This is a genomic window from Serratia sp. Ae19-1, assembly GCF_059801225.1.
On sequence record NZ_JBCHWD010000002.1, the window covers coordinates 695038 to 716752 of the forward strand.

25 protein-coding genes are annotated in these 21715 nt (G+C 59.8%); 12 read left to right on the forward strand and 13 right to left on the reverse strand.

Annotated elements, in window-relative coordinates:
* Window positions 1-280 precede the first annotated feature (280 nt).
* From AAIE04_RS08625 to cysE, 5 genes are all read left to right on the forward strand, one after another.
* Window positions 281-715, forward strand: coding sequence for a rhodanese-like domain-containing protein (locus AAIE04_RS08625; RefSeq protein WP_015379424.1), 435 nt, complete (start codon window positions 281-283; stop codon window positions 713-715).
* A gap of 28 nt (window positions 716-743) precedes the next feature.
* Window positions 744-992 (forward strand): glutaredoxin 3, encoded by a 249-nt coding sequence (gene grxC, locus AAIE04_RS08630; protein ID WP_019452217.1) that lies wholly within the window; start codon window positions 744-746, stop codon window positions 990-992.
* A gap of 57 nt (window positions 993-1049) precedes the next feature.
* Window positions 1050-1520 carry a protein-export chaperone SecB gene (secB, locus tag AAIE04_RS08635; protein ID WP_004931139.1) on the forward strand — a complete coding sequence of 157 codons (471 nt, stop codon included), beginning with the start codon at window positions 1050-1052 and terminating at the stop codon, window positions 1518-1520.
* Window positions 1520-2539 carry an NAD(P)H-dependent glycerol-3-phosphate dehydrogenase gene (gene gpsA / locus AAIE04_RS08640; RefSeq protein WP_019452219.1) on the forward strand — a complete coding sequence of 340 codons (1020 nt, stop codon included), beginning with the start codon at window positions 1520-1522 and terminating at the stop codon, window positions 2537-2539. Before secB ends, gpsA begins: the two co-directional genes overlap by 1 nt.
* A 103-nt stretch (window positions 2540-2642) precedes the next feature.
* Window positions 2643-3464: a serine O-acetyltransferase gene (gene cysE / locus AAIE04_RS08645; RefSeq protein ID WP_004931135.1), complete on the forward strand. Its 822-nt coding sequence runs from the start codon at window positions 2643-2645 to the stop codon at window positions 3462-3464.
* 61 nt (window positions 3465-3525) lie between these two features.
* Here cysE and AAIE04_RS08650 read toward each other — a convergent pair whose 3' ends face one another.
* From AAIE04_RS08650 to cpxR, 5 genes are all read right to left on the reverse strand, one after another.
* Window positions 3526-4197 carry a DUF3313 domain-containing protein gene (locus AAIE04_RS08650; RefSeq protein ID WP_063918325.1) on the reverse strand — a complete coding sequence of 224 codons (672 nt, stop codon included), beginning with the start codon at window positions 4195-4197 and terminating at the stop codon, window positions 3526-3528.
* 104 nt (window positions 4198-4301) lie between these two features.
* Complete coding sequence (locus tag AAIE04_RS08655) at window positions 4302-5075, reverse strand: CHAD domain-containing protein (protein WP_498576800.1); 774 nt, start codon at window positions 5073-5075, stop codon at window positions 4302-4304.
* Between the two features lie 61 nt (window positions 5076-5136).
* The gene (gene trmL, locus AAIE04_RS08660; RefSeq protein WP_019452222.1) at window positions 5137-5610 is read right to left on the reverse strand and encodes a tRNA (uridine(34)/cytosine(34)/5-carboxymethylaminomethyluridine(34)-2'-O)-methyltransferase TrmL; all 474 of its coding nucleotides are present in this window, start codon (window positions 5608-5610) and stop codon (window positions 5137-5139) included.
* A gap of 43 nt (window positions 5611-5653) precedes the next feature.
* On the reverse strand, window positions 5654-7048 hold the full coding sequence (gene cpxA, locus AAIE04_RS08665) for an envelope stress sensor histidine kinase CpxA (protein ID WP_019452223.1): 1395 nt from the start codon (window positions 7046-7048) through the stop codon (window positions 5654-5656).
* Window positions 7045-7743 carry an envelope stress response regulator transcription factor CpxR gene (gene cpxR, locus AAIE04_RS08670; protein WP_004931124.1) on the reverse strand — a complete coding sequence of 233 codons (699 nt, stop codon included), beginning with the start codon at window positions 7741-7743 and terminating at the stop codon, window positions 7045-7047. The genes cpxA and cpxR overlap by 4 nt, the downstream gene beginning before the upstream one ends.
* Before the next feature lie 148 nt (window positions 7744-7891).
* On the opposite strand from cpxR, the gene cpxP reads away from it, so the two are divergent.
* The 4 genes from cpxP to AAIE04_RS08690 all read left to right on the forward strand — a co-directional run bounded on the left by cpxP (window position 7892) and on the right by AAIE04_RS08690 (window position 11777).
* Entirely contained in the window at window positions 7892-8371 is a 480-nt protein-coding gene (gene cpxP, locus AAIE04_RS08675) for a cell-envelope stress modulator CpxP (protein ID WP_063918327.1), read from the forward strand.
* A gap of 133 nt (window positions 8372-8504) precedes the next feature.
* The gene (gene fieF / locus AAIE04_RS08680; RefSeq protein WP_154747628.1) at window positions 8505-9407 is read left to right on the forward strand and encodes a CDF family cation-efflux transporter FieF; all 903 of its coding nucleotides are present in this window, start codon (window positions 8505-8507) and stop codon (window positions 9405-9407) included.
* Window positions 9408-9638: 231 nt separating this feature from the next.
* Window positions 9639-10601: a 6-phosphofructokinase gene (gene pfkA / locus AAIE04_RS08685; RefSeq protein ID WP_004931116.1), complete on the forward strand. Its 963-nt coding sequence runs from the start codon at window positions 9639-9641 to the stop codon at window positions 10599-10601.
* A gap of 186 nt (window positions 10602-10787) precedes the next feature.
* Window positions 10788-11777, forward strand: coding sequence for a sulfate ABC transporter substrate-binding protein (locus AAIE04_RS08690; RefSeq protein ID WP_025160374.1), 990 nt, complete (start codon window positions 10788-10790; stop codon window positions 11775-11777).
* 68 nt (window positions 11778-11845) lie between these two features.
* Here AAIE04_RS08690 and tpiA read toward each other — a convergent pair whose 3' ends face one another.
* Together tpiA and AAIE04_RS08700 are read right to left on the reverse strand one after the other, a co-directional pair.
* Window positions 11846-12613 carry a triose-phosphate isomerase gene (gene tpiA, locus AAIE04_RS08695; RefSeq protein WP_025160373.1) on the reverse strand — a complete coding sequence of 256 codons (768 nt, stop codon included), beginning with the start codon at window positions 12611-12613 and terminating at the stop codon, window positions 11846-11848.
* Between the two features lie 127 nt (window positions 12614-12740).
* Window positions 12741-13325, reverse strand: a complete 585-nt coding sequence (locus AAIE04_RS08700) for a DUF1454 family protein (RefSeq protein ID WP_019452228.1) — start codon at window positions 13323-13325, stop codon at window positions 12741-12743.
* Between the two features lie 199 nt (window positions 13326-13524).
* Between AAIE04_RS08700 and AAIE04_RS08705 the strand changes: the two genes are divergently transcribed.
* Window positions 13525-13944: a DUF805 domain-containing protein gene (locus tag AAIE04_RS08705; protein ID WP_019452229.1), complete on the forward strand. Its 420-nt coding sequence runs from the start codon at window positions 13525-13527 to the stop codon at window positions 13942-13944.
* A gap of 12 nt (window positions 13945-13956) precedes the next feature.
* On the opposite strand, the gene fpr is transcribed toward AAIE04_RS08705, so the two are convergent.
* Window positions 13957-14703, reverse strand: coding sequence for a ferredoxin--NADP(+) reductase (fpr, locus tag AAIE04_RS08710; RefSeq protein ID WP_019452230.1), 747 nt, complete (start codon window positions 14701-14703; stop codon window positions 13957-13959).
* Between the two features lie 3 nt (window positions 14704-14706).
* A complete protein-coding gene (locus AAIE04_RS08715; RefSeq protein ID WP_019452231.1) occupies window positions 14707-15318 on the reverse strand; it encodes a helix-turn-helix transcriptional regulator in 612 nt (203 codons plus the stop codon).
* A gap of 297 nt (window positions 15319-15615) precedes the next feature.
* Between AAIE04_RS08715 and emrD the strand changes: the two genes are divergently transcribed.
* On the forward strand, window positions 15616-16800 hold the full coding sequence (gene emrD, locus AAIE04_RS08720) for a multidrug efflux MFS transporter EmrD (protein ID WP_074053582.1): 1185 nt from the start codon (window positions 15616-15618) through the stop codon (window positions 16798-16800).
* A 30-nt stretch (window positions 16801-16830) separates the two neighbouring features.
* On the opposite strand, the gene glpX is transcribed toward emrD, so the two are convergent.
* The 3 genes from glpX to AAIE04_RS08735 all read right to left on the reverse strand — a co-directional run bounded on the left by glpX (window position 16831) and on the right by AAIE04_RS08735 (window position 20365).
* The gene (gene glpX, locus AAIE04_RS08725) at window positions 16831-17841 is read right to left on the reverse strand and encodes a class II fructose-bisphosphatase (RefSeq protein ID WP_019452233.1); all 1011 of its coding nucleotides are present in this window, start codon (window positions 17839-17841) and stop codon (window positions 16831-16833) included.
* Between the two features lie 127 nt (window positions 17842-17968).
* Complete coding sequence (gene glpK / locus AAIE04_RS08730; protein WP_019452234.1) at window positions 17969-19477, reverse strand: glycerol kinase GlpK; 1509 nt, start codon at window positions 19475-19477, stop codon at window positions 17969-17971.
* Window positions 19478-19519: 42 nt separating this feature from the next.
* The gene (locus AAIE04_RS08735) at window positions 19520-20365 is read right to left on the reverse strand and encodes an MIP/aquaporin family protein (protein ID WP_025160371.1); all 846 of its coding nucleotides are present in this window, start codon (window positions 20363-20365) and stop codon (window positions 19520-19522) included.
* A gap of 523 nt (window positions 20366-20888) precedes the next feature.
* Between AAIE04_RS08735 and zapB the strand changes: the two genes are divergently transcribed.
* Window positions 20889-21128 carry a septal ring assembly protein ZapB gene (gene zapB, locus AAIE04_RS08740; protein WP_004931092.1) on the forward strand — a complete coding sequence of 80 codons (240 nt, stop codon included), beginning with the start codon at window positions 20889-20891 and terminating at the stop codon, window positions 21126-21128.
* A gap of 60 nt (window positions 21129-21188) precedes the next feature.
* Here zapB and rraA read toward each other — a convergent pair whose 3' ends face one another.
* The gene (rraA, locus tag AAIE04_RS08745) at window positions 21189-21674 is read right to left on the reverse strand and encodes a ribonuclease E activity regulator RraA (protein ID WP_019452236.1); all 486 of its coding nucleotides are present in this window, start codon (window positions 21672-21674) and stop codon (window positions 21189-21191) included.
* Window positions 21675-21715: the final 41 nt, after the last annotated feature.

Here is a 21715-nt window from a genome sequence, read left to right on the forward strand (position 1 = left end):
AACTTTTTAAGCTGCGAATAGCCATGCGCCCGCCGCAAGCATGGCTATTCGCCCTCGAAAAACCGGCTGATTTTACACCGCCGCCGGCGATAAATAGCCCAAAGAGATCAAGGTTGCGGCGAATCGCGCGGGCTTTTATGCTCTGACGTCGGGAATTTCTCAGCGCAGCCCGCAGTTTCTACAATCGCGCTTGCTTATTGGCTGTATTTGCCGCACTCGGCAGGTATACTCTGGAACCTTGACTTATTTATCCCTTAACTGACGGGAGTTGTTACACCCCATGCTGCAAGAAATTATGCCATTTGTAAGCAGACACCCTATTCTGAGCCTGGCTTGGATCGCTCTGCTGGTCGCCGTGATCGTCATGACGTTCAAAAGCCGTTTCTCCAAGGTCAAAGAGATCGCCCGCGGTGAAGCTATTCGTCTGATCAACAAAGAAGAAGCCGTGGTGGTCGACACCCGCAGCCGCGACGATTTCCGCCGTGGTCACCTGGCCAACGCCATCAACCTGACCGCCAGCGAAATCAAAAACGGCAGCCTGGGCGAGCTGGAAAAACACAAAGCGCAGCCGATCATCGTCGTGTGCGCCAACGGCACCGCCTCCCGCGAGCCGGCGGAGAACCTGAGCAAGGCCGGTTTTGAAAAGGTGACTATGCTGAAAGACGGCATTGCCGGCTGGAGCGGAGAAAACCTGCCGCTGGTGCGCGGTAAGTAACCGTTTAACCTATTTGAGGTGGCAATCCATGGCTAACATTGATATCTACACCAAAGCGACCTGCCCGTTCTGCCATCGCGCCAAGGCGCTGCTGAACAGCAAGGGCGCGGCGTTTAACGAGATCGCCATCGACGGCGATAGCGCCAAGCGCGAAGTGATGATCGAGCGCAGCGGGCGCACCACCGTGCCGCAGATTTTCATCGACGGCCGGCATATCGGCGGCTGTGATGATTTATATGAACTCGATGCTCGCGGCGGCCTGGATCCGCTGCTTTAAGCCGCTTGCCGGTTCATCGAGTGTCAATAAGGACGTTTAACCAAGGGTATTACTCACATGTCAGAACAAAACAGCACTGAAATGGCTTTCCAGATCCAACGTATTTATACCAAGGACATCTCCTTCGAAGCGCCGAACGCGCCGCAGGTTTTCCAGCAGGAATGGCAGCCGGAAGTTAAACTTGATCTGGATACCGCGTCCAGCCAGCTGGCTGACGAAGTGTATGAAGTGGTACTGCGCGTAACCGTGACGGCGACCCTGGGCGAAGAGACCGCGTTCCTGTGCGAAGTGCAGCAGGCGGGCATCTTCTCGGTAGCAGGCATCGAAGGCACGCAGCTGGCGCATTGCCTGGGCGCGTACTGCCCGAACATCCTGTTCCCGTATGCGCGCGAGTGCATCACCAGCCTGGTTTCCCGCGGTACCTTCCCGCAGCTGAACCTGGCACCGGTCAACTTTGACGCGCTGTTCATGAACTATCTGCAGCAGCAGGCGGAAGGCGAAGGTGCCGCACCACATCAGGATGCCTGATGAACACCGTCAATGCTTCAATGACTGTCATCGGTGCCGGCTCGTACGGCACCGCATTGGCCATTACGCTGGCGCGTAACGGCCATCCCGTGGTGTTGTGGGGACATAACCCCGCGCAAATTCAAACGTTGCAGCACGATCGCTGCAATCAGGCGTTTCTGCCCGACGTTCCTTTCCCCGATACGCTGTTGCTTGAAGCCGATTTGGCGCGTGCGCTGGCTGCCAGCCGCGACGTGCTGGTGGTGGTGCCGAGCCACGTGTTCGGCGACGTGCTGCGCCAGCTGAAGCCGCATCTGCGCCCGGACGCCCGCATCGTATGGGCCACCAAAGGGCTGGAGGCGGAAACCGGCCGCTTGCTGCAGGACGTGGCGCGTGAAGCGTTGGGCGAGGCGATCCCGCTGGCGGTGCTCTCCGGGCCGACGTTCGCCAAAGAGCTGGCCGCCGGCCTGCCGACGGCGATCGCGCTGGCGGCGACCGATGCGCAGTTCGCCGACGATCTGCAACGGCTGCTGCACTGTGGCAAGAGCTTCCGCGTCTACAGCAACCCCGATTTCATCGGCGTGCAGCTTGGCGGCGCGGTGAAGAACGTGATCGCCATCGGCGCCGGCATGTCCGACGGCATCGGTTTCGGCGCCAACGCTCGCACCGCGTTGATTACACGCGGGCTGGCGGAAATGAGCCGTCTGGGTTCTGCGCTGGGCGCCGATCCTTCGACGTTCATGGGCATGGCGGGGCTGGGGGATCTGGTGCTAACCTGCACGGACAACCAATCGCGCAACCGCCGCTTCGGCATTATGCTGGGGCAGGGCAAAGGCGTGCAGGAAGCGCAGGACAGCATCGGTCAGGTGGTCGAGGGCTATCGCAATACCAAAGAGGTGTTGGCGCTGGCGCAGCGGCACGGCGTGGAAATGCCGATCACCGAACAGATTTATCAGGTGCTTTACTGCCATAAAGACGCCCGCGAAGCGGCGCTGAGCCTGCTGGGGCGCGCCCGAAAGGACGAAAAGCCCAGCGTGTGACATAAAACGATATGCCGGGGCAGCATGCTGACCCCGCAAATGACCTGGGCCGCTTCGCGCTACCGTGTGAAGCGGCCCGTTTGGCAAGGCAGAGGGGAATGTGATGTCGTCAGAAGAGTTGGAACAGGTCTGGAACAGCATTAAATCAGAAGCGCGAGCACTGGCTGATTGTGAACCGATGCTGGCCAGCTTTTTCCATGCGACGTTGCTCAAGCACGAGAATCTGGGCAGCGCGCTCAGCTATATGCTGGCCAACAAGCTGGCGACACCGATCATGCCCGCGATTGCGGTACGCGAGGTGGTGGAAGAGGCCTATAAGTCCGACAACCAGATGATCGTTTCGGCGGCGCGCGATATCCTCGCGGTGCGGCTGCGCGACCCGGCGGTCGATAAGTACTCCACGCCGCTGCTTTACCTGAAAGGGTTCCATGCGCTGCAGGCTTACCGCATCGGCCACTGGCTGTGGCAGCAAGGTCGGCAAGCGCTGGCTATCTACCTGCAAAATCAAATTTCCGTCGCCTTCGGCGTGGATATCCACCCGGCGGCGACCATCGGCTGCGGCATCATGCTCGACCACGCTACCGGCATCGTGATCGGTGAAACGGCGGTGGTGGAAAACAACGTCTCTATCCTGCAGTCGGTCACTCTGGGCGGCACCGGTAAAACCAGCGGCGACCGTCACCCGAAAATCCGCGAAGGGGTGATGATTGGCGCCGGCGCCAAAATTCTCGGCAATATCGAAGTGGGCAAGGGCGCGAAGATCGGCGCGGGCTCGGTGGTCTTGCAGGCGATACCGCCGCACACCACCGCCGCCGGGGTGCCGGCGCGCATCGTCGGGCGGCCGGAGAGCGATACGCCGTCGATGGACATGGACCAATACTTCAACGGCACCAATCACGGTTTCGAGTACGGCGACGGCATTTGAGCGCCGCTGGCTGAGCCATTCAGGGGGAGCTTCGGCTCCCCCTGTGTTTTTCAAACCGCGTTCAGCCCTGTTTCGGGAAGTTGGTGATATCGGTGACGATGTCGTCGATCGCCGCCTTGACGTCTTCCGCCGTGACCGGTGAGCTGTCGTTGCTGACGGTTTTGCCGTAGGCCTTGCGCACCACTTCCATCACCGTTTTACCGGTATCCTGGTCGATCAACTCACCTTCGATATACAGCGTGGTGTTTTGCGTCCGGTGGCCGGTGGCGGCCATGGTGCTGGCGACCACGGCGGCGACAGGCACCACTTCATAGAACTTCATGTCTTCGTTTTCGGCTGAAACGGCAGTGATGGCGAGCTTGGCCACCAGTACGCGCGAGCCAGCCGGGCTTGGCAGAATGGTAAAGCGGTTCTGCAGCGCAGTTTTAATTCGCTGGGTCGCATACGCCTTAATCTTGTTCAGCGTTTCCTGGCTGACTCGCGCCGTGGGTTTCTCCGCCGGGAAATAGACCACCGGTTGGAAATAGAGGCCGCGATAGTTGGATTCCTTGTAGCTTGGGTCTATCCAGCGCAGCGTTTTATGGCCGCTTGGCGAGGTGGTTTCCTGCAGTTTGCTGTAATCGGACAAGAAGCCCGAATATTGAGATGTCTGGGTGACTTTGGACGAACAGCCCGCCAGCAACAGGCCCGCTGCCAGAACCGCCATGGCAACGCCCAAGCGTGGTTTCTTCATATGCTTTCCTATGATGAGTGGTGATTACCCTTAAAAAACATAGCGCATTATCTGCGCCGCAGCGGGCGTTTTCGGGGCCGGGCGTGCCCTGTCGCGGACTTTTATCAGGATCGTGATACGCCGCCGGTTTTCGCCGCTAGCGCCGGTGATAAGGCGGCGAGTACGGCATCCGCTCTGGCCAGTGCCTGGCGTTGCTCGGCTTGCCACTGGGGCAACAATGGCCAGAGATCCGCCTGGTGTTCGGCCTGCAGGCACCAGACTTCTCGGTCGTGCCACTCGCCGAGGGCGTTTTGCGCCGCTTTCAGACTCGCCGCTGCGCAGGGAGAGAGGGGGAGGCGTTGCGGATAGGCTTCGGCCGCGTAGCGCAGGCGTTTGATCAGCAGCCGCAGGCGGTGGCGATCGTAGCCGGTATCGGCCAACGCCCGGTGCAGTTGTCGTTGCTGGCGCTGCAGGCGTCGGTTCAGACGGTGTTTGGCGGCGTGCCGCGCAGTGCTTCGAAAGCGGCGCGGCCAGGCATGCAGCAGCGAGGGAAAATCGATGAGCTGCGGATGGGCGAGCAGTTGGCGGCAGCGGGCCTGAAAATCGCTCTGGCGCACGTTCGCCTGCCAATCCAGGCGATGGCGCGCCAGTTCGGCGATCAGCACCTCGAGATCGCGCAGCGGCGTCGTGAGCCTGCCTAACTCGGCGGCGGCCCGATCGAGCCGCGTTGCGCCGGGGCTGCCGCGCAAAGGGCGCAACAGGCTGCGAATGCGCCGCAGACAGACGCGCAAGTCGTGCAGCGCTTCGCTGTCAGGCGCTTGCTGCAGCCGCAACAGCGCCGCGTTCAGCGCCAGCTCGAGCCGACGAAGCTGGGTGACAATATCTTCGACGAAAGCCATGTACCGTTCCTGGAAAGAGCATCGCAGCGATGCCACTTCCAGTATGGCGCGTCGTCGCGGATTACGCCTTGATCAACGCGCCGGCATAGTCCAGCTGCCGCCAGGCCTCATAAACCACCACCGCGACGGCATTCGACAGGTTCATGCTGCGGCTTTGCGCCTGCATCGGGATGCGGATTTTTTGCTGCGCAGGCAGCGCATCAAGGATATCGGCGGGCAACCCGCGGGTTTCCGGGCCGAACAGCAGGTAGTCGCCGGCCTGATAGCTGACGGCGCTGTGCGCCGGGGTACCCTTGGTCGTGAGGGCGAACAGCCGCTGCGGATTTTCGGCGGCGAGGAAGGCGGCGTAGTCGGCATGACGGCGGACGCGGGTGAACTCATGGTAGTCCAGCCCGGCGCGGCGCAGGCGCTTGTCGTCCCACGGAAAACCCAGCGGTTCGATCAGGTGCAGATTAAAGCCGGTATTGGCGCACAGGCGGATGATATTGCCGGTGTTGGGTGGGATTTCAGGTTCAAATAAAACGATGTTCAGCATGTTGCAGGCCCCTCGTGAACGAGGGGCGCAGGATAGCAAACTCTTACTGTTCTGTCTTAGCCGATAGGCGTTGATGATGCAGCGGCAGCCACAGCACCAGCCTCAGCCCGCCCAGTGGGCTGTCTTCCGCCTTCACCCAGCCGCGATGCTGGTTGACCGCTGCCTCGACGATAGCCAGGCCGAGGCCGGTGCCGCCGGACTCGCGGTCGCGCGCTTCATCGGTACGGTAGAACGGACGGAAAATCTGCTCGCGATCTTCGGCGCTGACGCCGGGGCCGTCGTCATCCACTTCAATGGTTACGCCCTGATTGTCGGCGCTGAACGCCACGGCGATGCGGGTATGCGAATAACGCAGGGCGTTGCGCACGATGTTTTCCAACGCGCTGTCGAGCGCACTCGCGTTGCCGAACAGCGTCCACGGGCCGGGCGGTGCGACGATCTCCAATTGTTTGCCCATCTGTTCCGCTTCGAAACGGGCGTTGTCCAGCACGTCGGCCCACAGTTCGTTGGCCTTCAGCTGTTCGCGCGCCAGTTCGCCCTTCTGCTGTCCGCGCGACAGCGCCAGCAGATCGTTGATCATCGAATCCAGCCGCTGCGCTTCGGTTTCGATGCGCGCCAGCTCGTGGCCTTCACCGTGACGGCGGCGCATCAGCGCGGTGGCCAGCTGCAGGCGCGTCAGCGGCGTGCGCAGCTCGTGCGAGATGTCCGAGATCAGCCGTTGCTGGGCGTTCATCATGCGTTCCAGCGCGCTGACCATCTGGTTGAAACTGGCGCCGGTGGCCAGGAATTCCTGCGGGCCGGCCTCCAGCTCCGGGTGCTGCTTCAGGTTGCCGCGCGCCACGTCATCGGCGGCGTTCTTCAGCTTGCGCGCCGGTTTCGCCAGACTCCAGGCCAGCCACAGCAGCAGCGGGGCGCTGATCAGCATGGTGACGATCAGCAGCAGCAGTGGCCGGTCGAACATCAGGTTGATGAAATCGGATTGCGGGCTGTTGGCGGGGCGGATCAGGTACAGCTGGTAGTTGTCTTCGCCGTCGCGCACTGCGAACGGCCCCACCAGCTCGACGCGACCGTACTTTTTCTTCTTTGGATGATCCGAGTTATCGGATTGGCCGATGAAATTGCGGACGATCTGCATTTCGTTGCGCTGCGCGCCGATCACCCGGCCTTCGCTGGTGACCAGCAGCAGGCGCTGGCCCGGCGGCGCCCATTTGTCGATGGCGCGGAACAGGCGGCGCCACCACATCAGATCGTTGGCCGGATCGTTTTGCAGTTCGGCCTCGACGTGTTGTTCCAGCATCAACCCCTGCCGCTGCTCGCTGTCGAGCAGCGAGGTCATTTGGCGGGAGTCGAGCTTGGGCACCATCAGCACCAGCATTAGCACCAGGGCTAACGTGAACCAGAAAATGGCGAAGATGCGTGCCGTCAAACTATTGATCATGTTGCAGATACCATCAAATAACCGCGCCCGCGCAGGGTTTTGAACCACGGATGCCCGTCTTTGCGATCCGGCAGCTTACGCCGCAGGTTGGAGATGTGCATGTCGATGGCGCGATCGAACGGGGTCAGGCGTTTGCCCAGCACTTCCTGGCTCAGCAGTTCGCGCGACACCACCTGGCCAAGATGCTGCGCCAGCAGGTACAGCAGGGTGAATTCGGTGCCGGTCAGATCCAGCACCTGGCCGTCGAAGCTGGCTTCCTGGCGACCGGGGTTCAACTGCAGGCCATCGACATCCAGCGTCGGGGCGCCGCTGTCGACCTGCTGTTGCTGTTCGCTCCAGTTGGAACGGCGCAGAATGGCGCGGATACGCGCGACCAGTTCGCGATCGTTGAAGGGTTTCGGCAGGTAATCATCGGCGCCCAGCTCCAGGCCCAGCACGCGGTCCAGCTCGCTGCCGCGCGCGGTCAGCATGATGACCGGCGTCTGGTGATGCTGGCGCAGTTCTTTCAGCGTATCGATGCCGTTTTTCTTCGGCATCATGATGTCGAGCAGCAGCAGATCGACGGAGCTGTCCAGCAGCGACAACGCCTGCTCGCCATCGTGCGCGACGACGATATTAAAACCTTCCATTTCAAGCAGTTCTTTTAACAGCGAGGTCAACTCGCGGTCGTCGTCAACTAACAGAATCTTGTTCATTATGATTTACCTCCAGACGCAAAATACGTCATCAACTGTTGCCATTCCATGACTTTACGTAGTTTTACATGCACTGACGCAGGTTTTCAGGTGTAGCGGTACACTGCTCCTCGTTGATTCGCAAAGTGAGAAAGCTTGAGGAGTTGAAATGCGTAAGGCGACCGCATTAGTTATGGCATCACTGCTGGCAATTGGTTCGACCGCTGCCTTCGCTGCCGACACTATACCGGATGCAGCCCAACCTCCCGGCAACGACGCGATGACCCGAATACCCGGCCAGCACCACATGTTTGACGGTGTCAGCCTCAGCGAACAGCAGCGCCAACAAATGCGCGATTTGATGCGCCAGGCCCGGCACGATCTGCCTGGTGTCAATGTAGCTGAAATGGAAGCCATGCATAAACTGGTGACCGCAGAGAAATTTGATGAAGCCGCCGTGTATGCCCAGGCGGAAAAGATGGCCCAACAGCAGGTCAAGCGCCAGGTGGAAATGGCCCGGGTGCGCAACCAAATGTATAACCTGCTGACGCCAGAGCAAAAAAGTGTTTTAGACCAGAAACATCAGCAGCGTATGCAGCAGATGGAGCAACAAATTTCTGGTTTGCAACAAGCTTCTGCCCAGAAGTGAAGTACGACTGAGTAGTCCCCTGTTTTTCCTTGCCATAGACACCATCCCTGTCTTCCCCGCCATGATGGCGGGGTTTTTTTTATCCGGCATTTCGCTATATTGAGCGCCACACCTTTTGACCGGGGCCCCCATAATGGAACAGCGCTATGCACGCCTGGTGAAGTCCGCTGCGTTGGCCGCTACCGCGCTGGCGTCGTCGCTGCTGTTGATCAAAATCGTCGCCTGGTATCACACCGGTTCGGTCAGTCTGTTGGCGGCGCTGGTGGATTCGCTGGTCGATATCGCGGCATCGCTGACCAACCTGCTGGTGGTACGCTATTCGCTGCAGCCGGCCGATGCCGAACACACGTTCGGCCACGGCAAAGCGGAGTCGCTGGCGGCGCTGGCGCAAAGCATGTTTATTTCCGGTTCCGCCCTGTTTCTGTTCCTCACCGGCTTTCAGCATCTGTATGCGCCGCAAACGCTGCGCGATCCCGGCATCGGCGTCGTCGTGACGGTGATAGCGCTGGTCAGCACCCTGATTTTGGTGACTTATCAACGCTGGGTGGTCAGAAAAACGCGCAGTCAGGCGGTGCGCGCAGATATGCTGCATTATCAGTCAGATGTCATGATGAATGGTGCTATTCTTATCGCTCTTGGGCTAAGCTGGTACGGCTTCCAGCGGGCGGATGCGCTGTTTGCGCTGGGCATCGGCGTTTACATCCTCTATAGCGCGCTGCGCATGGGCTATGAAGCGGTGCAGTCGCTGTTGGATAGGGCGTTGCCGGATGACGAGCGCCAGGCGATTATCGAAGTGGTTTCTTCCTGGCCCGGGGTGAAAGGCGCGCACGATCTGCGCACGAGGCAGTCGGGGCCGACGCGTTTCATCCAGCTGCATCTGGAGATGGACGACACGCTGCCGCTGCGCGAGGCGCATCGGTTGGCCGATCAGGTGGAACAGGCGTTGCGGCACCGTTTTGCGGGGGCAGACGTCATCATTCACCTGGATCCGTGCTCCGTGGTGCCGCCGGGTAGGCGGGGGCATTGGGAGCTATAATCAGATAGAGGCACAGATCGAAGTATTATCATGAATATCTGAGTTAGCTCAGCGTGCCATGCGGTGTTTTTACCGTTATATTGCGTGACTTGAATCAATTCAGCTGGGTGTTTTTGATATAATATCCAGCAATAAGCCGTAAAGCTGGTTTTCTGCAGCCGGAGAGGTTCCAAGACGATCGGCGGAGACAGAATTCTTAAGAAATTGCATCTACACAGTTCAGAGGTAGTCATGATCAAGAAAATCGGTGTACTGACGAGCGGCGGTGATTCGCCGGGTATGAACGCTGCAATCCGCGGCGTTGTGCGTTCTGCGCTTTCAGAAGGTCTGGAAGTTTTTGGTATTTACGATGGCTACCTTGGCTTGTACGAAGATCGCATGGAGCAGCTGGACCGCTATAGCGTGTCTGACATGATCAACCGCGGCGGCACCTTCCTCGGCTCGGCCCGCTTCCCGGAATTCAGGGATGAGAACGTGCGCGCCAAGGCGATTGAAAACCTGAAGAATCGCGGCATCGACGCGCTGGTGGTGATCGGCGGCGACGGTTCCTACATGGGCGCCAAGCGCCTGACGGAAGAAGGTTTTCCGTGCATCGGCCTGCCGGGCACCATCGATAACGACGTTGCCGGCACCGACTACACCATTGGTTACTTCACTGCGCTGGAAACCGTGGTGGAAGCGATTGACCGCCTGCGCGATACCTCCTCTTCGCATCAGCGTATCTCCATCGTGGAAGTGATGGGCCGTTACTGCGGCGATCTGACGCTGGCGGCGGCGATTGCCGGCGGCTGCGAATTCATCGTGCTGCCTGAAATCGAATTCAACCGCGAAGACCTGGTGTGCGAAATCAAGGCCGGTATCGCCAAGGGTAAAAAACACGCCATCGTGGCGATCACCGAGCACATCTGCGACATCGATGAGCTGGCGCGCCACATCGAGCAGGAAACCAAGCGTGAAACCCGCGCCACCGTGCTGGGCCACATTCAGCGCGGTGGTTCGCCGGTCGCTTATGACCGCATCCTGGCCTCGCGCATGGGCGCCTACGCCATCGAGCTGCTGCTGCAGGGCTACGGCGGTCGCTGCGTCGGTATCCAGAACGAAAAAATGGTGCACCACGACATCATCGACGCGATCGAAAACATGAAGCGTCCGTTCAAGGGCGACTGGCTGGAAACGGCGAAAAAACTGTACTGATACGCCGCTCACCGCACGACAAAAAAGCCTCCGCTCGCGGGGGCTTTTTTATGCCCGTCGGCGATATATTCCGGAATCATCTATCCCACAATTTTTTATTCTTTAATTGCCGAGACAGTTTCTGGCAGGCTCTGATGCTAAATCAACCGATTGAGGTTGCGCTTAATTTTCTGGGAGAGCCTGTCGATGCGTAAATGGGGTGTAGGTCTGACATTGGTGCTGTTGGCGTCCGGCGCCATGGCGAAGGATATTCAATTGCTGAACGTGTCATACGATCCGACGCGTGAGTTCTATCAGGCTTACAACACAGCGTTCAGTAAGCACTATCAGGCGGAAACCGGCGACAAGGTGACGGTGCGCCAGTCGCACGGCGGCTCCGGCAAACAGGCGACCTCGGTGATCAACGGCATCGAGGCCGACGTGGTGACGCTGGCGCTGGCCTATGACGTCGACGCCATCGCCGAACGCGGACGCATCGAGAAAGACTGGATCAAACGCCTGCCGGACAACTCGGCGCCTTACACCTCGACCATCGTCTTCCTGGTGCGCAAAGGCAACCCGAAACAAATTCACGACTGGCCCGATTTGCTCAAGCCGGGCGTGTCGGTGATCACCCCGAACCCGAAAACCTCCGGCGGTGCCCGTTGGAACTACCTGGCCGCCTGGGGCTACGCGTTGCACCACAACAACAACGATAAGGCCAAGGCGCAGGACTTCGTCAAAAACCTGTACAAGAACGTCGAAGTGCTGGATTCCGGCGCGCGCGGCTCGACCAACACCTTCGTTGAGCGCGGCATCGGCGACGTGCTGATCGCCTGGGAAAACGAAGCGCTGCTGGCGGAGAAAGAGCTGGGCAAAGACAAGTTCGAGATTATTACGCCGAGCGAATCGATCCTGGCCGAACCGACGGTGTCGGTGGTGGATAAGGTGGTCGATAAGCGTGGTACCCGCGACGTGGCGACCGCCTACCTGAAGTATCTGTATTCGCCGGAAGGGCAGACCATCGCGGCGCAGCACTATTATCGTCCGCGCGATGCGGCGGTGGCGGCCAAGTTTGCCGGGCAGTTCCCGCAGCTGAAGCTGTTTACCGTGGATGACACCTTCGGCGGCTGGACCGAAGCGCAGAAGGTGCACTTCGCCACCGGCGGCGTGTTTGATGAGATCAGCAAACGCTGATGCCGGTTGAGCGGCAATAATAAAAAACCCCGGCAAGCCGGGGTTTTTTTATGGCAAGCCTAAGGCAATCAGGCTTTTTTCGCTGCGGCAGCGGCTTTGACGATCACGGCGAAAGCGTCGGCTTTCAGCGAGGCGCCGCCAACCAGCGCGCCGTCGATGTCCGGCTGAGAGAACAGCTCCGCGGCGTTCTTGTCGTTCACCGAACCGCCGTACTGGATGATGATTTCAGCGGCAACCGCGGCATCGTGCTTGGCGATGTGATCACGGATAAATTTGTGCACGGCCTGCGCCTGCGCAGGGGTAGCGGACTTGCCGGTACCGATGGCCCAGACTGGCTCATAGGCGATCACGGTGCCTTTCATCGCCGGTGCGCCCAGCGTTTTCAGCACGGCGTCGATCTGGCGCGCGCACACTTCTTCGGTTTTGCCCGCGGCGTTTTCCGCTTCGGTTTCACCGATGCACAGCACCGGGATCAGGCCGGCTTCTTTCAGCACGGCGAATTTCTCGGCGATGACTTCGTCGCTTTCTTTGTGGTAGGTGCGACGCTCGGAGTGGCCGATGATGATGTACTGGGCGCCGACGTCTTTCAGCATGTTGGCGGAAACTTCACCGGTGAAGGCGCCGGACAGGTTAACGTCCACGTTCTGCGCGCCCAGCGCGATGCGGCTGCCGGCGAGCGCGTGCTTGGCCTGATCCAGATACATCACCGGCGGGGCGATGGCGACGCCACAGCCGTCAACGCTGCTCAGCTCATGGCGCAGGCCGGCGATCAGTTCGTTGACCATGTGGGTGCTGCCGTTAAGCTTCCAGTTACCCATAACTAATGGATGACGCATGTTTTTTCCTCCAACTAGAAAACGCGAGAGTCGAAATGACAACTGCCGGACCGGCAGTTTACCTGCCCAACAGTATAGAGATCATTAAGCGCGAAGGCTTTGCTTTTCGTCATTAAATACCGCGCCGTTATGGCTCGGAAAGCGCCAGCTTAATCGGTTCAACTGCGAAGGTTACCCCTTTATCGCCGTTGTCCGAGACGACATAGCGAATGGCGCCGACCTGCTGTTGGTAAAAGCGCGATCCTTTGCCTTTTTCCAGCAGGTTGTTCACCTTGTTCTGGCTCTGTTCCACCGTCAACGCCGGTTCGAACTGGCGCATCAGCGCCGCCATGTAGTTGATGGCGATGGCGCGCGCGGCTTTTTCTTCATTGGCCTGCTGCAGCGGCAGGTGAGTGATCTGCAACGTTTTGATTTTACCGGTACCTTTCTCCAGCGCGGTGGAGGCATACAGGTTTTCGTTGAGTTTGCTGGCGGCGCGCGTCAGCAGCGGCGAATCATCTTCGGCCGAGGGAATGGCGCGAAATTCGCCAATCGGCAGTTTGGGATTGTCGCGATTGTATTTCTCGCGGAACTTGACCACCGTCAGATCGAAGGTCGGCGCTCCGGCCAACAGGTAAGGCGCGGTGGGCTTCGTTTCGCCTGCCGGCGGGTCGGCCCAGGCAGTGGCGGCCGCCTGCAGCAGGCAGGCGATGACGAGGGTTTTTCTCAGCATGGCGTATGGCATCAAGGACAAAGATGGCTCCGATTAAAGCGATAACCCGCAGGCCTTGTCAAAGATCCCACGCCATTATCGGTTCGCTGACGAGAAAGCTGTGCGGCGTGCCGCGTTATGCAGGGCGAAAAACTCGGCCCGGCAGCGCCTATGTTACACTGCGGCGCAGAATATGGGCAGGCTTAGAGCGCAGGAATCGATGACGTTACAACAGTGGTGTTTTTCTTTTAAGGGCCGCATCGGGCGGCGCGACTTCTGGATCTGGATGGGGCTGTGGCTGGTGCTGATGGCGGCGGCGTTTACGTTGGCCAATTATCAGCTGGTCGCCATTCAATCCATCGCCTTCTTTATCGTTGCGCTGCTGTGGCCGACGGCGGCGGTGCTGGTCAAGCGGCTGCACGATCGCAACAAGGCCGGCTGGTGGGCGCTACTGCTGATCCTGGCGTGGATGCTGGCGGCGGGCAACTGGCAGATGCTGGCGCCAATCTGGCAATGGGGCGTCGGGCGTTTCATCCCGACGCTGATTATCGTGATGATGATGATCGATCTGGGCGCCTTCGTCGGTACGCCGGGGGACAATCGGTTCGGCCCGGAAGCCGAACCGGTGAAGTTCCGCTGATCTTCCGCCGGGTTACCAGTAGTGTTCGCTGGTGATATGGCCCGGCTTGCGGCGCAGGTGCTTGCGCATCTGGCGGTGGTCTTTCAGCGTTTGCTGGGTGTCCCGCACCATTTGCGGGTTGCCGCACAGCATCACGTGGCTGGTTTCGGCGTCGATGGTCAAGCCGATCGCCGCTTCCAGCCGGCCGTCCTCGATCAGCGCCGGTACGCGGCCGGTCAATGAACCGGGCGCCTCTTCGCGGCTGACGACGGTCTGGATACGCAGCTTGCCGTTGTAGCGCTGCTGCAGTTGCTGCATCAACGGCAGGTAGCTCAGGTCGCGCGCAAAGCGCGCGGCGTGCACCAGCACCAGGTTTTTAAAGCGCTCCAGGCCGGCGCCCTGTTGCAGAATCGATAAATAGGGGCCGATGGCGGTGCCGGTCGCCAGCATCCACAGCGTGTCGCAGTCGGGAACCTCGTCCAGCACGAAGAAGCCGGCGGCTTCTTTGGTTACCATCACCTCTGAGCCCGGCTGCAGCTGATTGAGGCGCGGGCTCAGTTTGCCTTCCGGTACGGTCACCAGATAGAACTCCAGATTGGCATCATCGGGGGCATTGACGTAGGAATAGGCGCGCTGCACCCGTTCGCCGTCGATTTCCAGCGCCAGCTTGGCGAATTGCCCGGCGGTGAAAGGATCGATGGGGGCGTTGACCACCAGGCTGAACAGCCCGTCGGTCCATTGTTTTACCTGCGTAACCTTGCCGTTTACCCATTCAGCCATACTCTAAAGCTCCCGTGGTCGAATCAAATAAGCACAATGTCGTGAGCCGGAAATGGCGTGCGCGGTGCGCTCTACCCGGTAATCGTTGCCGAACAGGCGGTGAAACAGCTGCAGCTCGGAATTGCACAGGCTGCTGCAGCTGGAACCGGCTACGCCGATTGGGCAGTGGTTTTCCACCAACAGCGCGCCGTGCGGATGTTCGATCAACTCGGCCATGTAACCGTCGTGTTGCCGCAGCCGCACCAGGCGGGTTAATCGGTCCTGATGGCTGCGCTCGGCGGACAGCTCTTCGGCATAGCGCAGATAAAGCTGCTCTTCGCGCGCATTGAGCAAGGGTTCCACCCCGGCGCCGCCAAACAGCTGCAACGCGGATTCTCGCAGCCTCTCCTGATCGGCGGCAGCAAAGGCGTGCCCCCGTTCGGTCAGCGACCAGTAGCGCGTCGGGCGGCCGACCTTGCTGCGCGCTTCTTCGTAACAAACCAGCTCACGTTTTTCCAGGGATTGCAGATGTTGTCGGATGCCCATCGGCGTGATGTCCAGACGCTCCGCCAGCATTTTGGCCGAGTGCGGGCCGAGAGCCTTTAACTGCAATAAAATCAGCTCAGGTGTTTTCATGAACCAAATCCCTATGGTGTTATTTTATTTCAAGTTGATGAAAAGAATTATCGATTAAATGCTAAAGCGCGGCTACTGCAAGCACGCAATTTTTAACTCCAAAGCGTTAGTCGTACAGTTTAATTTACGAGCCTGGTCGGGTTTGCTGCCAGTGTGACCTGGATCAATATCTGTCTGAAACTCGCTAAAAAAATCAGATTTGATTAGTTTATGCCGCCATAGAGGGCTGCTCGCCGTTCTGGCTGCTGCAACGGCCATACCGGGACGCTGTGACGAGTTGAAACGTTAACGAAGATAATGAGAAAACTAGAGAATTTTCACCTGCTGGTGATGCTTGTTCTGTTGGTCGCCGTCGGCCAGATGGCGCAAACCATTTATGTTCCCGTTATTGCTGATATCGCTCACGATCTGTCGGTGCGCACCGGCGCCGTGCAGCGGGTGATGGCGGCGTATCTGCTGACCTACGGTTTTTCCCAGCTGATTTACGGGCCGATATCGGACCGTATCGGGCGCCGTCCGGTGATCCTGACCGGCATGATGATCTTCCTGGTCGGTGCGCTGGGCGCGCTGCTGTCCACCAACCTGACGATGCTGGTCGCCGCCAGCGCGATTCAGGGCATGGGCACCGGCGTGGCGGGCGTGATGGCGCGCACCATGCCGCGCGATCTGTATGCCGGTACTGCGCTGCGTTACGCCAACAGCCTGCTGAACATGGGGATTTTGGTCAGTCCGTTGCTGGCGCCGGTGATCGGCGGCGCGCTGGCGATGGTGTTCGGCTGGCGCGCCTGTTACGCCTTCCTGCTGGCGCTGTGCGCCTGCGTCGCCTTCGCCATGTTCCGCTGGCTGCCGGAGACCCGTCCGGTACAGACGGAAAAACGCCGCATGCTGGCCAGTTTCCGCCAGCTGCTGGGCGACAGCACCTTCAGCTGCTATCTGGTGATGCTGATCGGTGCGCTGGCGGGAATTGCGGTATTCGAGGCCAGCTGCGGCGTGTTGATGGGCGGCGTGTTGGGGCTGAGCGGCCTGACCGTCAGCATCCTGTTCATTTTGCCAATTCCGGCGGCGTTTTTCGGCGCCTGGTACGCCGGGCGCGACGGCAAGACCTTCCACACGCTGATGTGGCATTCGGTGATTAGCTGCCTGCTGGCGGGAGCGATGATGTGGATCCCGGGCTGGTTCGGCGTGATGAACATCTGGACGCTGATCGTGCCGGCCGCGCTGTTCTTCTTCGGCGCCGGCATGTTGTTCCCGCTGGCGACCACCGGAGCGATGGAGCCGTTTCCTTACCTGGCCGGCGCGGCGGGCGCGCTGGTGGGCGGCATGCAGAACATGGGGTCTGGTCTGGCGACCTGGCTGTCCGCCATGTTGCCGCAAACCGGGCAGTTCAGCCTCGGGCTGCTGATGTTCGCCATGGCGCTGTTGATCCTGCTGTGCTGGTGGCCGCTGTCCAACCGGATGCAGCATCAGGGTCATACCGCATAACCACAGGGCGCCATTCGGCGTCCTGTTTCGTTACAGCAGAAATTCGTGCAGCGCCGGGTCTTTGCGATCCAGATAGTGGGTTGAACGAATACGGCGGATGGTGCGCGATTTACCGCGGATCAACAGGGTTTCGGTGGTGGCCATGTTGCCTTTGCGGCTGATGCCTTCCAGCAGATCGCCTTTGGTGATGCCGGTGGCGGAGAAAATCACGTTATCGTTGCGCGCCATTTGATCCAGACGCAGCGCCTGACCGGCTTCGATGCCCATCTCCCGACAGCGTGCCAGCTCCTGTTCACCGATGCGGCGGTTTTCGGCGCTGTCGCCTTTCACTTCATGGCGCGGCAGCAAACGCGCCTGCATGTCGCCGTCCAGCGCGCGGATCACCGCGGCGGAGATCACCCCTTCCGGCGCGCCGCCGATGCCGTACATCACATCGACCTCGCTTTCCGGCATGCAGGTGAGAATGGAGGCCGCCACGTCGCCGTCAGGAATGGCGAACACCCGCACCCCCAACTGCTGCATCTGCGCGATGACGCCGTCGTGGCGCGGTTTGGCCAACACGATCACCGTCAGCTGCGACAAGGGTTTACCCAGCCGCGCGGCGACGTTCTGCAGGTTCTCCGCCAGCGGCAGGTTGATATCGATGGCGCCGCGCGCCGCCGGGCCAACCACCAGTTTCTCCATGTACATGTCCGGCGCGTGCAGGAAGGTGCCGCGATCGCCCACCGCCAAGACCGCCAGCGCGTTGGACTGGCCCATGGCGGTCATGCGGGTGCCTTCGATCGGATCGACCGCGATGTCCACCGCGTCGCCCTGGCCGGTGCCGACCTGCTCGCCGATATACAGCATCGGCGCTTCGTCGATTTCACCTTCGCCGATCACGATGCGGCCATCGATATCCACTTTGTTGAGCATGATGCGCATGGCGTGGACCGCCGCGCCGTCGGCGGCGTTCTTGTCGCCGCGTCCCAGCCATTTGTAGCCCGCCAGCGCGGCGGCTTCGGTAACGCGGGAAAATTCGATGGCTAATTCACGTTTCATGGCAAACCTGTCTGTGAGAAAGGGAAGAAAATATCGGCAAAGTTTATCACAGCGCGGCGGCGGCGGGGCGGGGCAAAAAAAAGCGCCGCCCGCAGGCAGCGCTTGTTGGAGGGCAACGGAAGCGGGATTACTCGTGATCTTCCCACGCCTGAGCGCGAGCCACCGCTTTTTTCCAGCCGCTGTAACGGTAGTTGCGTTCGGTGGTTTCGATGCTTGGGCGGAATTCGCGCTCAATCACCGCTTTGCTCTTCACCTCATCCAGATCGTTCCAGTAGCCGATGGCCAGGCCCGCCAGGAACGCCGCGCCCAGCGCCGTCGATTCACGCACTTCAGGGCGCTCTACGCGGGTGCCGAGGATATCGGACTGGAACTGCATCAGGAAGTTGTTGGCGACCGCGCCGCCGTCCACGCGCAGCGATTGCAGGCGGGTGTTGGCGTCGGCTTGCATCGCGTCCAGCACGTCGCGGGTCTGGAAGGCGATGGATTCCAGCGTGGCGCGGATGATGTGGTTGCTGTTGGCGCCACGGGTCAGACCGAAGATGGCGCCACGGGCATACGGATCCCAGTAGGGCGCACCCAAGCCGGTGAAGGCCGGCACCACATAGACGCCGTTGCTGTCTTTCACCTTGGTGGCGAAGTATTCGGAGTCGGCGGCGTCGCTGATCAGTTTCAGCTCGTCGCGCAGCCACTGGATGGACGCACCGCCGATGAACACCGCGCCTTCCAGCGCATAGTTCACTTCGCCGCGCGGGCCGCAGGCGATGGTGGTCAGCAGGCCATTTTTCGAGCGCACCGCTTCTTTGCCGGTGTTCATCAGCAGGAAGCAGCCGGTGCCGTAGGTGTTCTTCGCCATGCCCGGTTGAACGCACAGCTGGCCGTACAGCGCTGCCTGCTGGTCACCGGCGATACCGGCGATAGGAATACGCGTGCCGCCTTTACCGCCGATGTTGGTCTGGCCGTACACTTCTGAGGAAGGACGGACTTTCGGCAGCATGGCGCGCGGGATATCCAGCACTTCCAGCATGCGCTCGTCCCAGTCCAGCTCGTGGATGTTGAACATCATGGTGCGTGAGGCGTTGGTGTAATCGGTAACGTGCACGCGCCCTTGGGTCATCTTCCACACCAGCCAGGTGTCGACGGTGCCGAACAGCAGTTCGCCGCGCTTGGCGCGTTCGCGGGCGCCTTCGACGTTGTCCAGGATCCACTTCACCTTGGTGCCGGAGAAGTACGGGTCAACCACCAGGCCGGTGTTGTGACGGATGTACTCTTCCAGGCCGTCGCGCTTGAGCTTCTCGCAGATGTCGGCGGTGCGGCGGCACTGCCAGACGATGGCGTTATAGATAGGCTTGCCGGTCTCTTTTTCCCAGACGATGGTGGTTTCGCGCTGGTTGGTGATGCCGATGCCGGCGATCTGATCGGAACTGATGTCGGCCTTCGCCAGCACTTCTACCAGCGTCGAGCTTTGCGACGCCCAGATCTCCATCGGGTCGTGCTCAACCCAGCCGGCTTTTGGGTAGATCTGCGGGAATTCGCGCTGCGATACCGCAACGATGTTGGCGTCGTGATCGAGCACGACGGCGCGTGAGCTGGTGGTCCCTTGGTCGAGTGCGACAATGTATTTTTTTTCTACAGTCATGGTAATTATCCTGCTGTTGTTAACCGTTTAAAACTGCACCAATCACGCTTTACGCTGCTGAGCCTTGGCGTCGGACTCTTCTTCCGTCACGCAGACGTCGCACGGCAGGTGGCGGCCAATCAGCGCGCGGTAACCGAAGGCGCCCAGGCCGCAGCCGACGATAGGCGCGAAGATCGGCACCAGGAAGTACGGGATGTCGCGTGCGCCGGTGAAGGCGACTTTGCCCCAGCCGGCCAGGTAGGCGAACAGTTTTGGCCCGAAGTCACGCGCCGGGTTCAACGCAAAGCCGGTCAATGGTCCCATGGAGGCGCCGATCACGGCAATCAGAATACCGATCAGCAGCGGCGCCAGCGGGCCGCGCGGAATGCCGTTGCCGTCGTCGGTCAGCGCCAGGATCAGGCACATCAGAATGGCGGCGATCACCGTTTCCACCAGGAAGGCCTGGCCGACGGAGATGTGCGCGTTAGGGTAGGTTGAGAAGATGCCGGCCAGTTCCAGGCTTTCGTTGCTGCCGCGCACCATATGGTGAGCCGCTTCGAAGTCGAAGAACAGGTTGTAGTACAACCCGTAGACCAGCGCGGCGGCGCAGAAGGCGCCGGCGACTTGCGCAATGATGTATGGCACCACTTTGCGTCCGTCGAAGCAGGCGAACAGCCACAGCGCGAGGGTGACCGCCGGGTTGAGATGCGCGCCGGAAATGGCGGCGGTCAGGTAGATGGCCATGGCGACGCCCAGGCCCCAAATGATGCTGATTTCCCACTGGCCGAAGCTGGCGCCCGCCAGTTTCAGTGCGGCAACGCAGCCTACGCCAAAGAAGATCAGCAGCGCCGTGCCGAGGAACTCGGCGATGCACTGGCCTTTTAATGTCGGACTGGTGGTTTGGCTCATAATGTTGGTGTCCTGCAAAACGGCGGTTGTTGGTTTATAGGCTCAGTTGGGTATACATCCGGCCTATGGGCACAGTTTTTTTCATCTCGTCCAATTATTGAATAAGGACGTGATGTAAATTTATCGTTAACGAACATAAACGAGAAATAGCGAAATCAAAATGTGTGTGGCGCGTCATAAAATTGAGCGATTTCGCGTCGTTTAGTGTTCTTTCTGAGCCATAAAAGTGTGATCTGACCAGTGGTTTAGCGAGGGCTGTTAACAACTCGCGGCGACGGCGGCGGGGATTTTCAGTTTTTGCTGATGGCGGGGGCAGGAAAATTGCAACAGACTGCGCGATGATCCGGTATGTTGCTAGACAGGCGGAGACTGGCTACTTACAATCGTTTTTAACGAATCGAGACTGCGCGCCTTCCGTAACGGCGCGCGTCACTGAGCGCGATGCAATATTCGCAGTCGCTGCAGCCGACGTTGCGGCCGCTACTTATAGATGTACGCCTTGCTATCATGAGGGGACTGAAGCATGTCATTTGAAGTATTTGAGAAACTGGAAGCAAAAGTACAGCAGGCGATTGATACCATCACTCTGTTGCAGATGGAAATTGAAGAGCTGAAAGACAAAAACAACTCTCTGTCGCAGGAAGTTCAGGCTGCCTCCGGCAACCACGAAGCGTTGGTGCGCGAAAACCAACAGCTGAAAGAAGAACAGCACGTATGGCAAGATCGCCTGCGCGCGCTGCTGGGCAAGATGGAAGAAGTCTGATTCCTCACGCCATGCAGCAACGAAAAGGGCGCCTCAGGCGCCCTTTTTCATGACCGAAAATCACTCGATGTCGAGCGGGTCTTCGGAGAGGATGATGCCGGTGTTGTCGGCATACAGATGGTCGCCGGAGAAGAAGGTGACGCCACCGAAGTTGACGCGGATATCGCTTTCGCCCACGCCTTCGCTCACGGCTCCCGCCGGGATCGCCGCCATCGCCTGAATGCCGATGTCGAGCTCTTCCAGATCGTCCACCTGACGCACCGCGCCGTACACCACGATGCCTTCCCATTCGTTCTGGGCGGCCAGGCGTGCCAGCTCGGCGTTGACCAGCGCCCGGCGAACCGAACCGCCGCCGTCGACCAACAGCACGCGGCCGCGGCCGTTTTCTTCAAGCAGATCGAACAACAGGCCGTTATCCTCAAAGCATTTCACCGTGGTGATCTGCCCGCCAAATGAAGTACGCCCGCCAAAATTGGAGAACAGAGGTTCAACAACGTTCACCTCTTCATGATAGATGTCGCAAAGTTCGGAAGTATCGTATTTCATAGGATTTTACGTCTGTTTGCCGCTGGAATGTTCAGTATATC

Bases quoted from the DNA above. Each gene is read 5' to 3' on its own strand.
- AAIE04_RS08625 (WP_015379424.1), top strand. From the start codon at position 281: ATGCTGCAAGAAATTATGCCATTTGTAAGCAGACACCCTATTCTGAGC.
- grxC (WP_019452217.1), top strand. From the start codon at position 744: ATGGCTAACATTGATATCTACACCAAAGCGACCTGCCCGTTCTGCCAT.
- secB (WP_004931139.1), top strand. From the start codon at position 1,050: ATGTCAGAACAAAACAGCACTGAAATGGCTTTCCAGATCCAACGTATT.
- gpsA (WP_019452219.1), top strand. From the start codon at position 1,520: ATGAACACCGTCAATGCTTCAATGACTGTCATCGGTGCCGGCTCGTAC.
- cysE (WP_004931135.1), top strand. From the start codon at position 2,643: ATGTCGTCAGAAGAGTTGGAACAGGTCTGGAACAGCATTAAATCAGAA.
- AAIE04_RS08650 (WP_063918325.1), bottom strand. From the start codon at position 4,197: ATGAAGAAACCACGCTTGGGCGTTGCCATGGCGGTTCTGGCAGCGGGC.
- AAIE04_RS08655 (WP_498576800.1), bottom strand. From the start codon at position 5,075: ATGGCTTTCGTCGAAGATATTGTCACCCAGCTTCGTCGGCTCGAGCTG.
- trmL (WP_019452222.1), bottom strand. From the start codon at position 5,610: ATGCTGAACATCGTTTTATTTGAACCTGAAATCCCACCCAACACCGGC.
- cpxA (WP_019452223.1), bottom strand. From the start codon at position 7,048: ATGATCAATAGTTTGACGGCACGCATCTTCGCCATTTTCTGGTTCACG.
- cpxR (WP_004931124.1), bottom strand. From the start codon at position 7,743: ATGAACAAGATTCTGTTAGTTGACGACGACCGCGAGTTGACCTCGCTG.
- cpxP (WP_063918327.1), top strand. From the start codon at position 7,892: ATGCGTAAGGCGACCGCATTAGTTATGGCATCACTGCTGGCAATTGGT.
- fieF (WP_154747628.1), top strand. From the start codon at position 8,505: ATGGAACAGCGCTATGCACGCCTGGTGAAGTCCGCTGCGTTGGCCGCT.
- pfkA (WP_004931116.1), top strand. From the start codon at position 9,639: ATGATCAAGAAAATCGGTGTACTGACGAGCGGCGGTGATTCGCCGGGT.
- AAIE04_RS08690 (WP_025160374.1), top strand. From the start codon at position 10,788: ATGCGTAAATGGGGTGTAGGTCTGACATTGGTGCTGTTGGCGTCCGGC.
- tpiA (WP_025160373.1), bottom strand. From the start codon at position 12,613: ATGCGTCATCCATTAGTTATGGGTAACTGGAAGCTTAACGGCAGCACC.
- AAIE04_RS08700 (WP_019452228.1), bottom strand. From the start codon at position 13,325: ATGCTGAGAAAAACCCTCGTCATCGCCTGCCTGCTGCAGGCGGCCGCC.
- AAIE04_RS08705 (WP_019452229.1), top strand. From the start codon at position 13,525: ATGACGTTACAACAGTGGTGTTTTTCTTTTAAGGGCCGCATCGGGCGG.
- fpr (WP_019452230.1), bottom strand. From the start codon at position 14,703: ATGGCTGAATGGGTAAACGGCAAGGTTACGCAGGTAAAACAATGGACC.
- AAIE04_RS08715 (WP_019452231.1), bottom strand. From the start codon at position 15,318: ATGAAAACACCTGAGCTGATTTTATTGCAGTTAAAGGCTCTCGGCCCG.
- emrD (WP_074053582.1), top strand. From the start codon at position 15,616: ATGAGAAAACTAGAGAATTTTCACCTGCTGGTGATGCTTGTTCTGTTG.
- glpX (WP_019452233.1), bottom strand. From the start codon at position 17,841: ATGAAACGTGAATTAGCCATCGAATTTTCCCGCGTTACCGAAGCCGCC.
- glpK (WP_019452234.1), bottom strand. From the start codon at position 19,477: ATGACTGTAGAAAAAAAATACATTGTCGCACTCGACCAAGGGACCACC.
- AAIE04_RS08735 (WP_025160371.1), bottom strand. From the start codon at position 20,365: ATGAGCCAAACCACCAGTCCGACATTAAAAGGCCAGTGCATCGCCGAG.
- zapB (WP_004931092.1), top strand. From the start codon at position 20,889: ATGTCATTTGAAGTATTTGAGAAACTGGAAGCAAAAGTACAGCAGGCG.
- rraA (WP_019452236.1), bottom strand. From the start codon at position 21,674: ATGAAATACGATACTTCCGAACTTTGCGACATCTATCATGAAGAGGTG.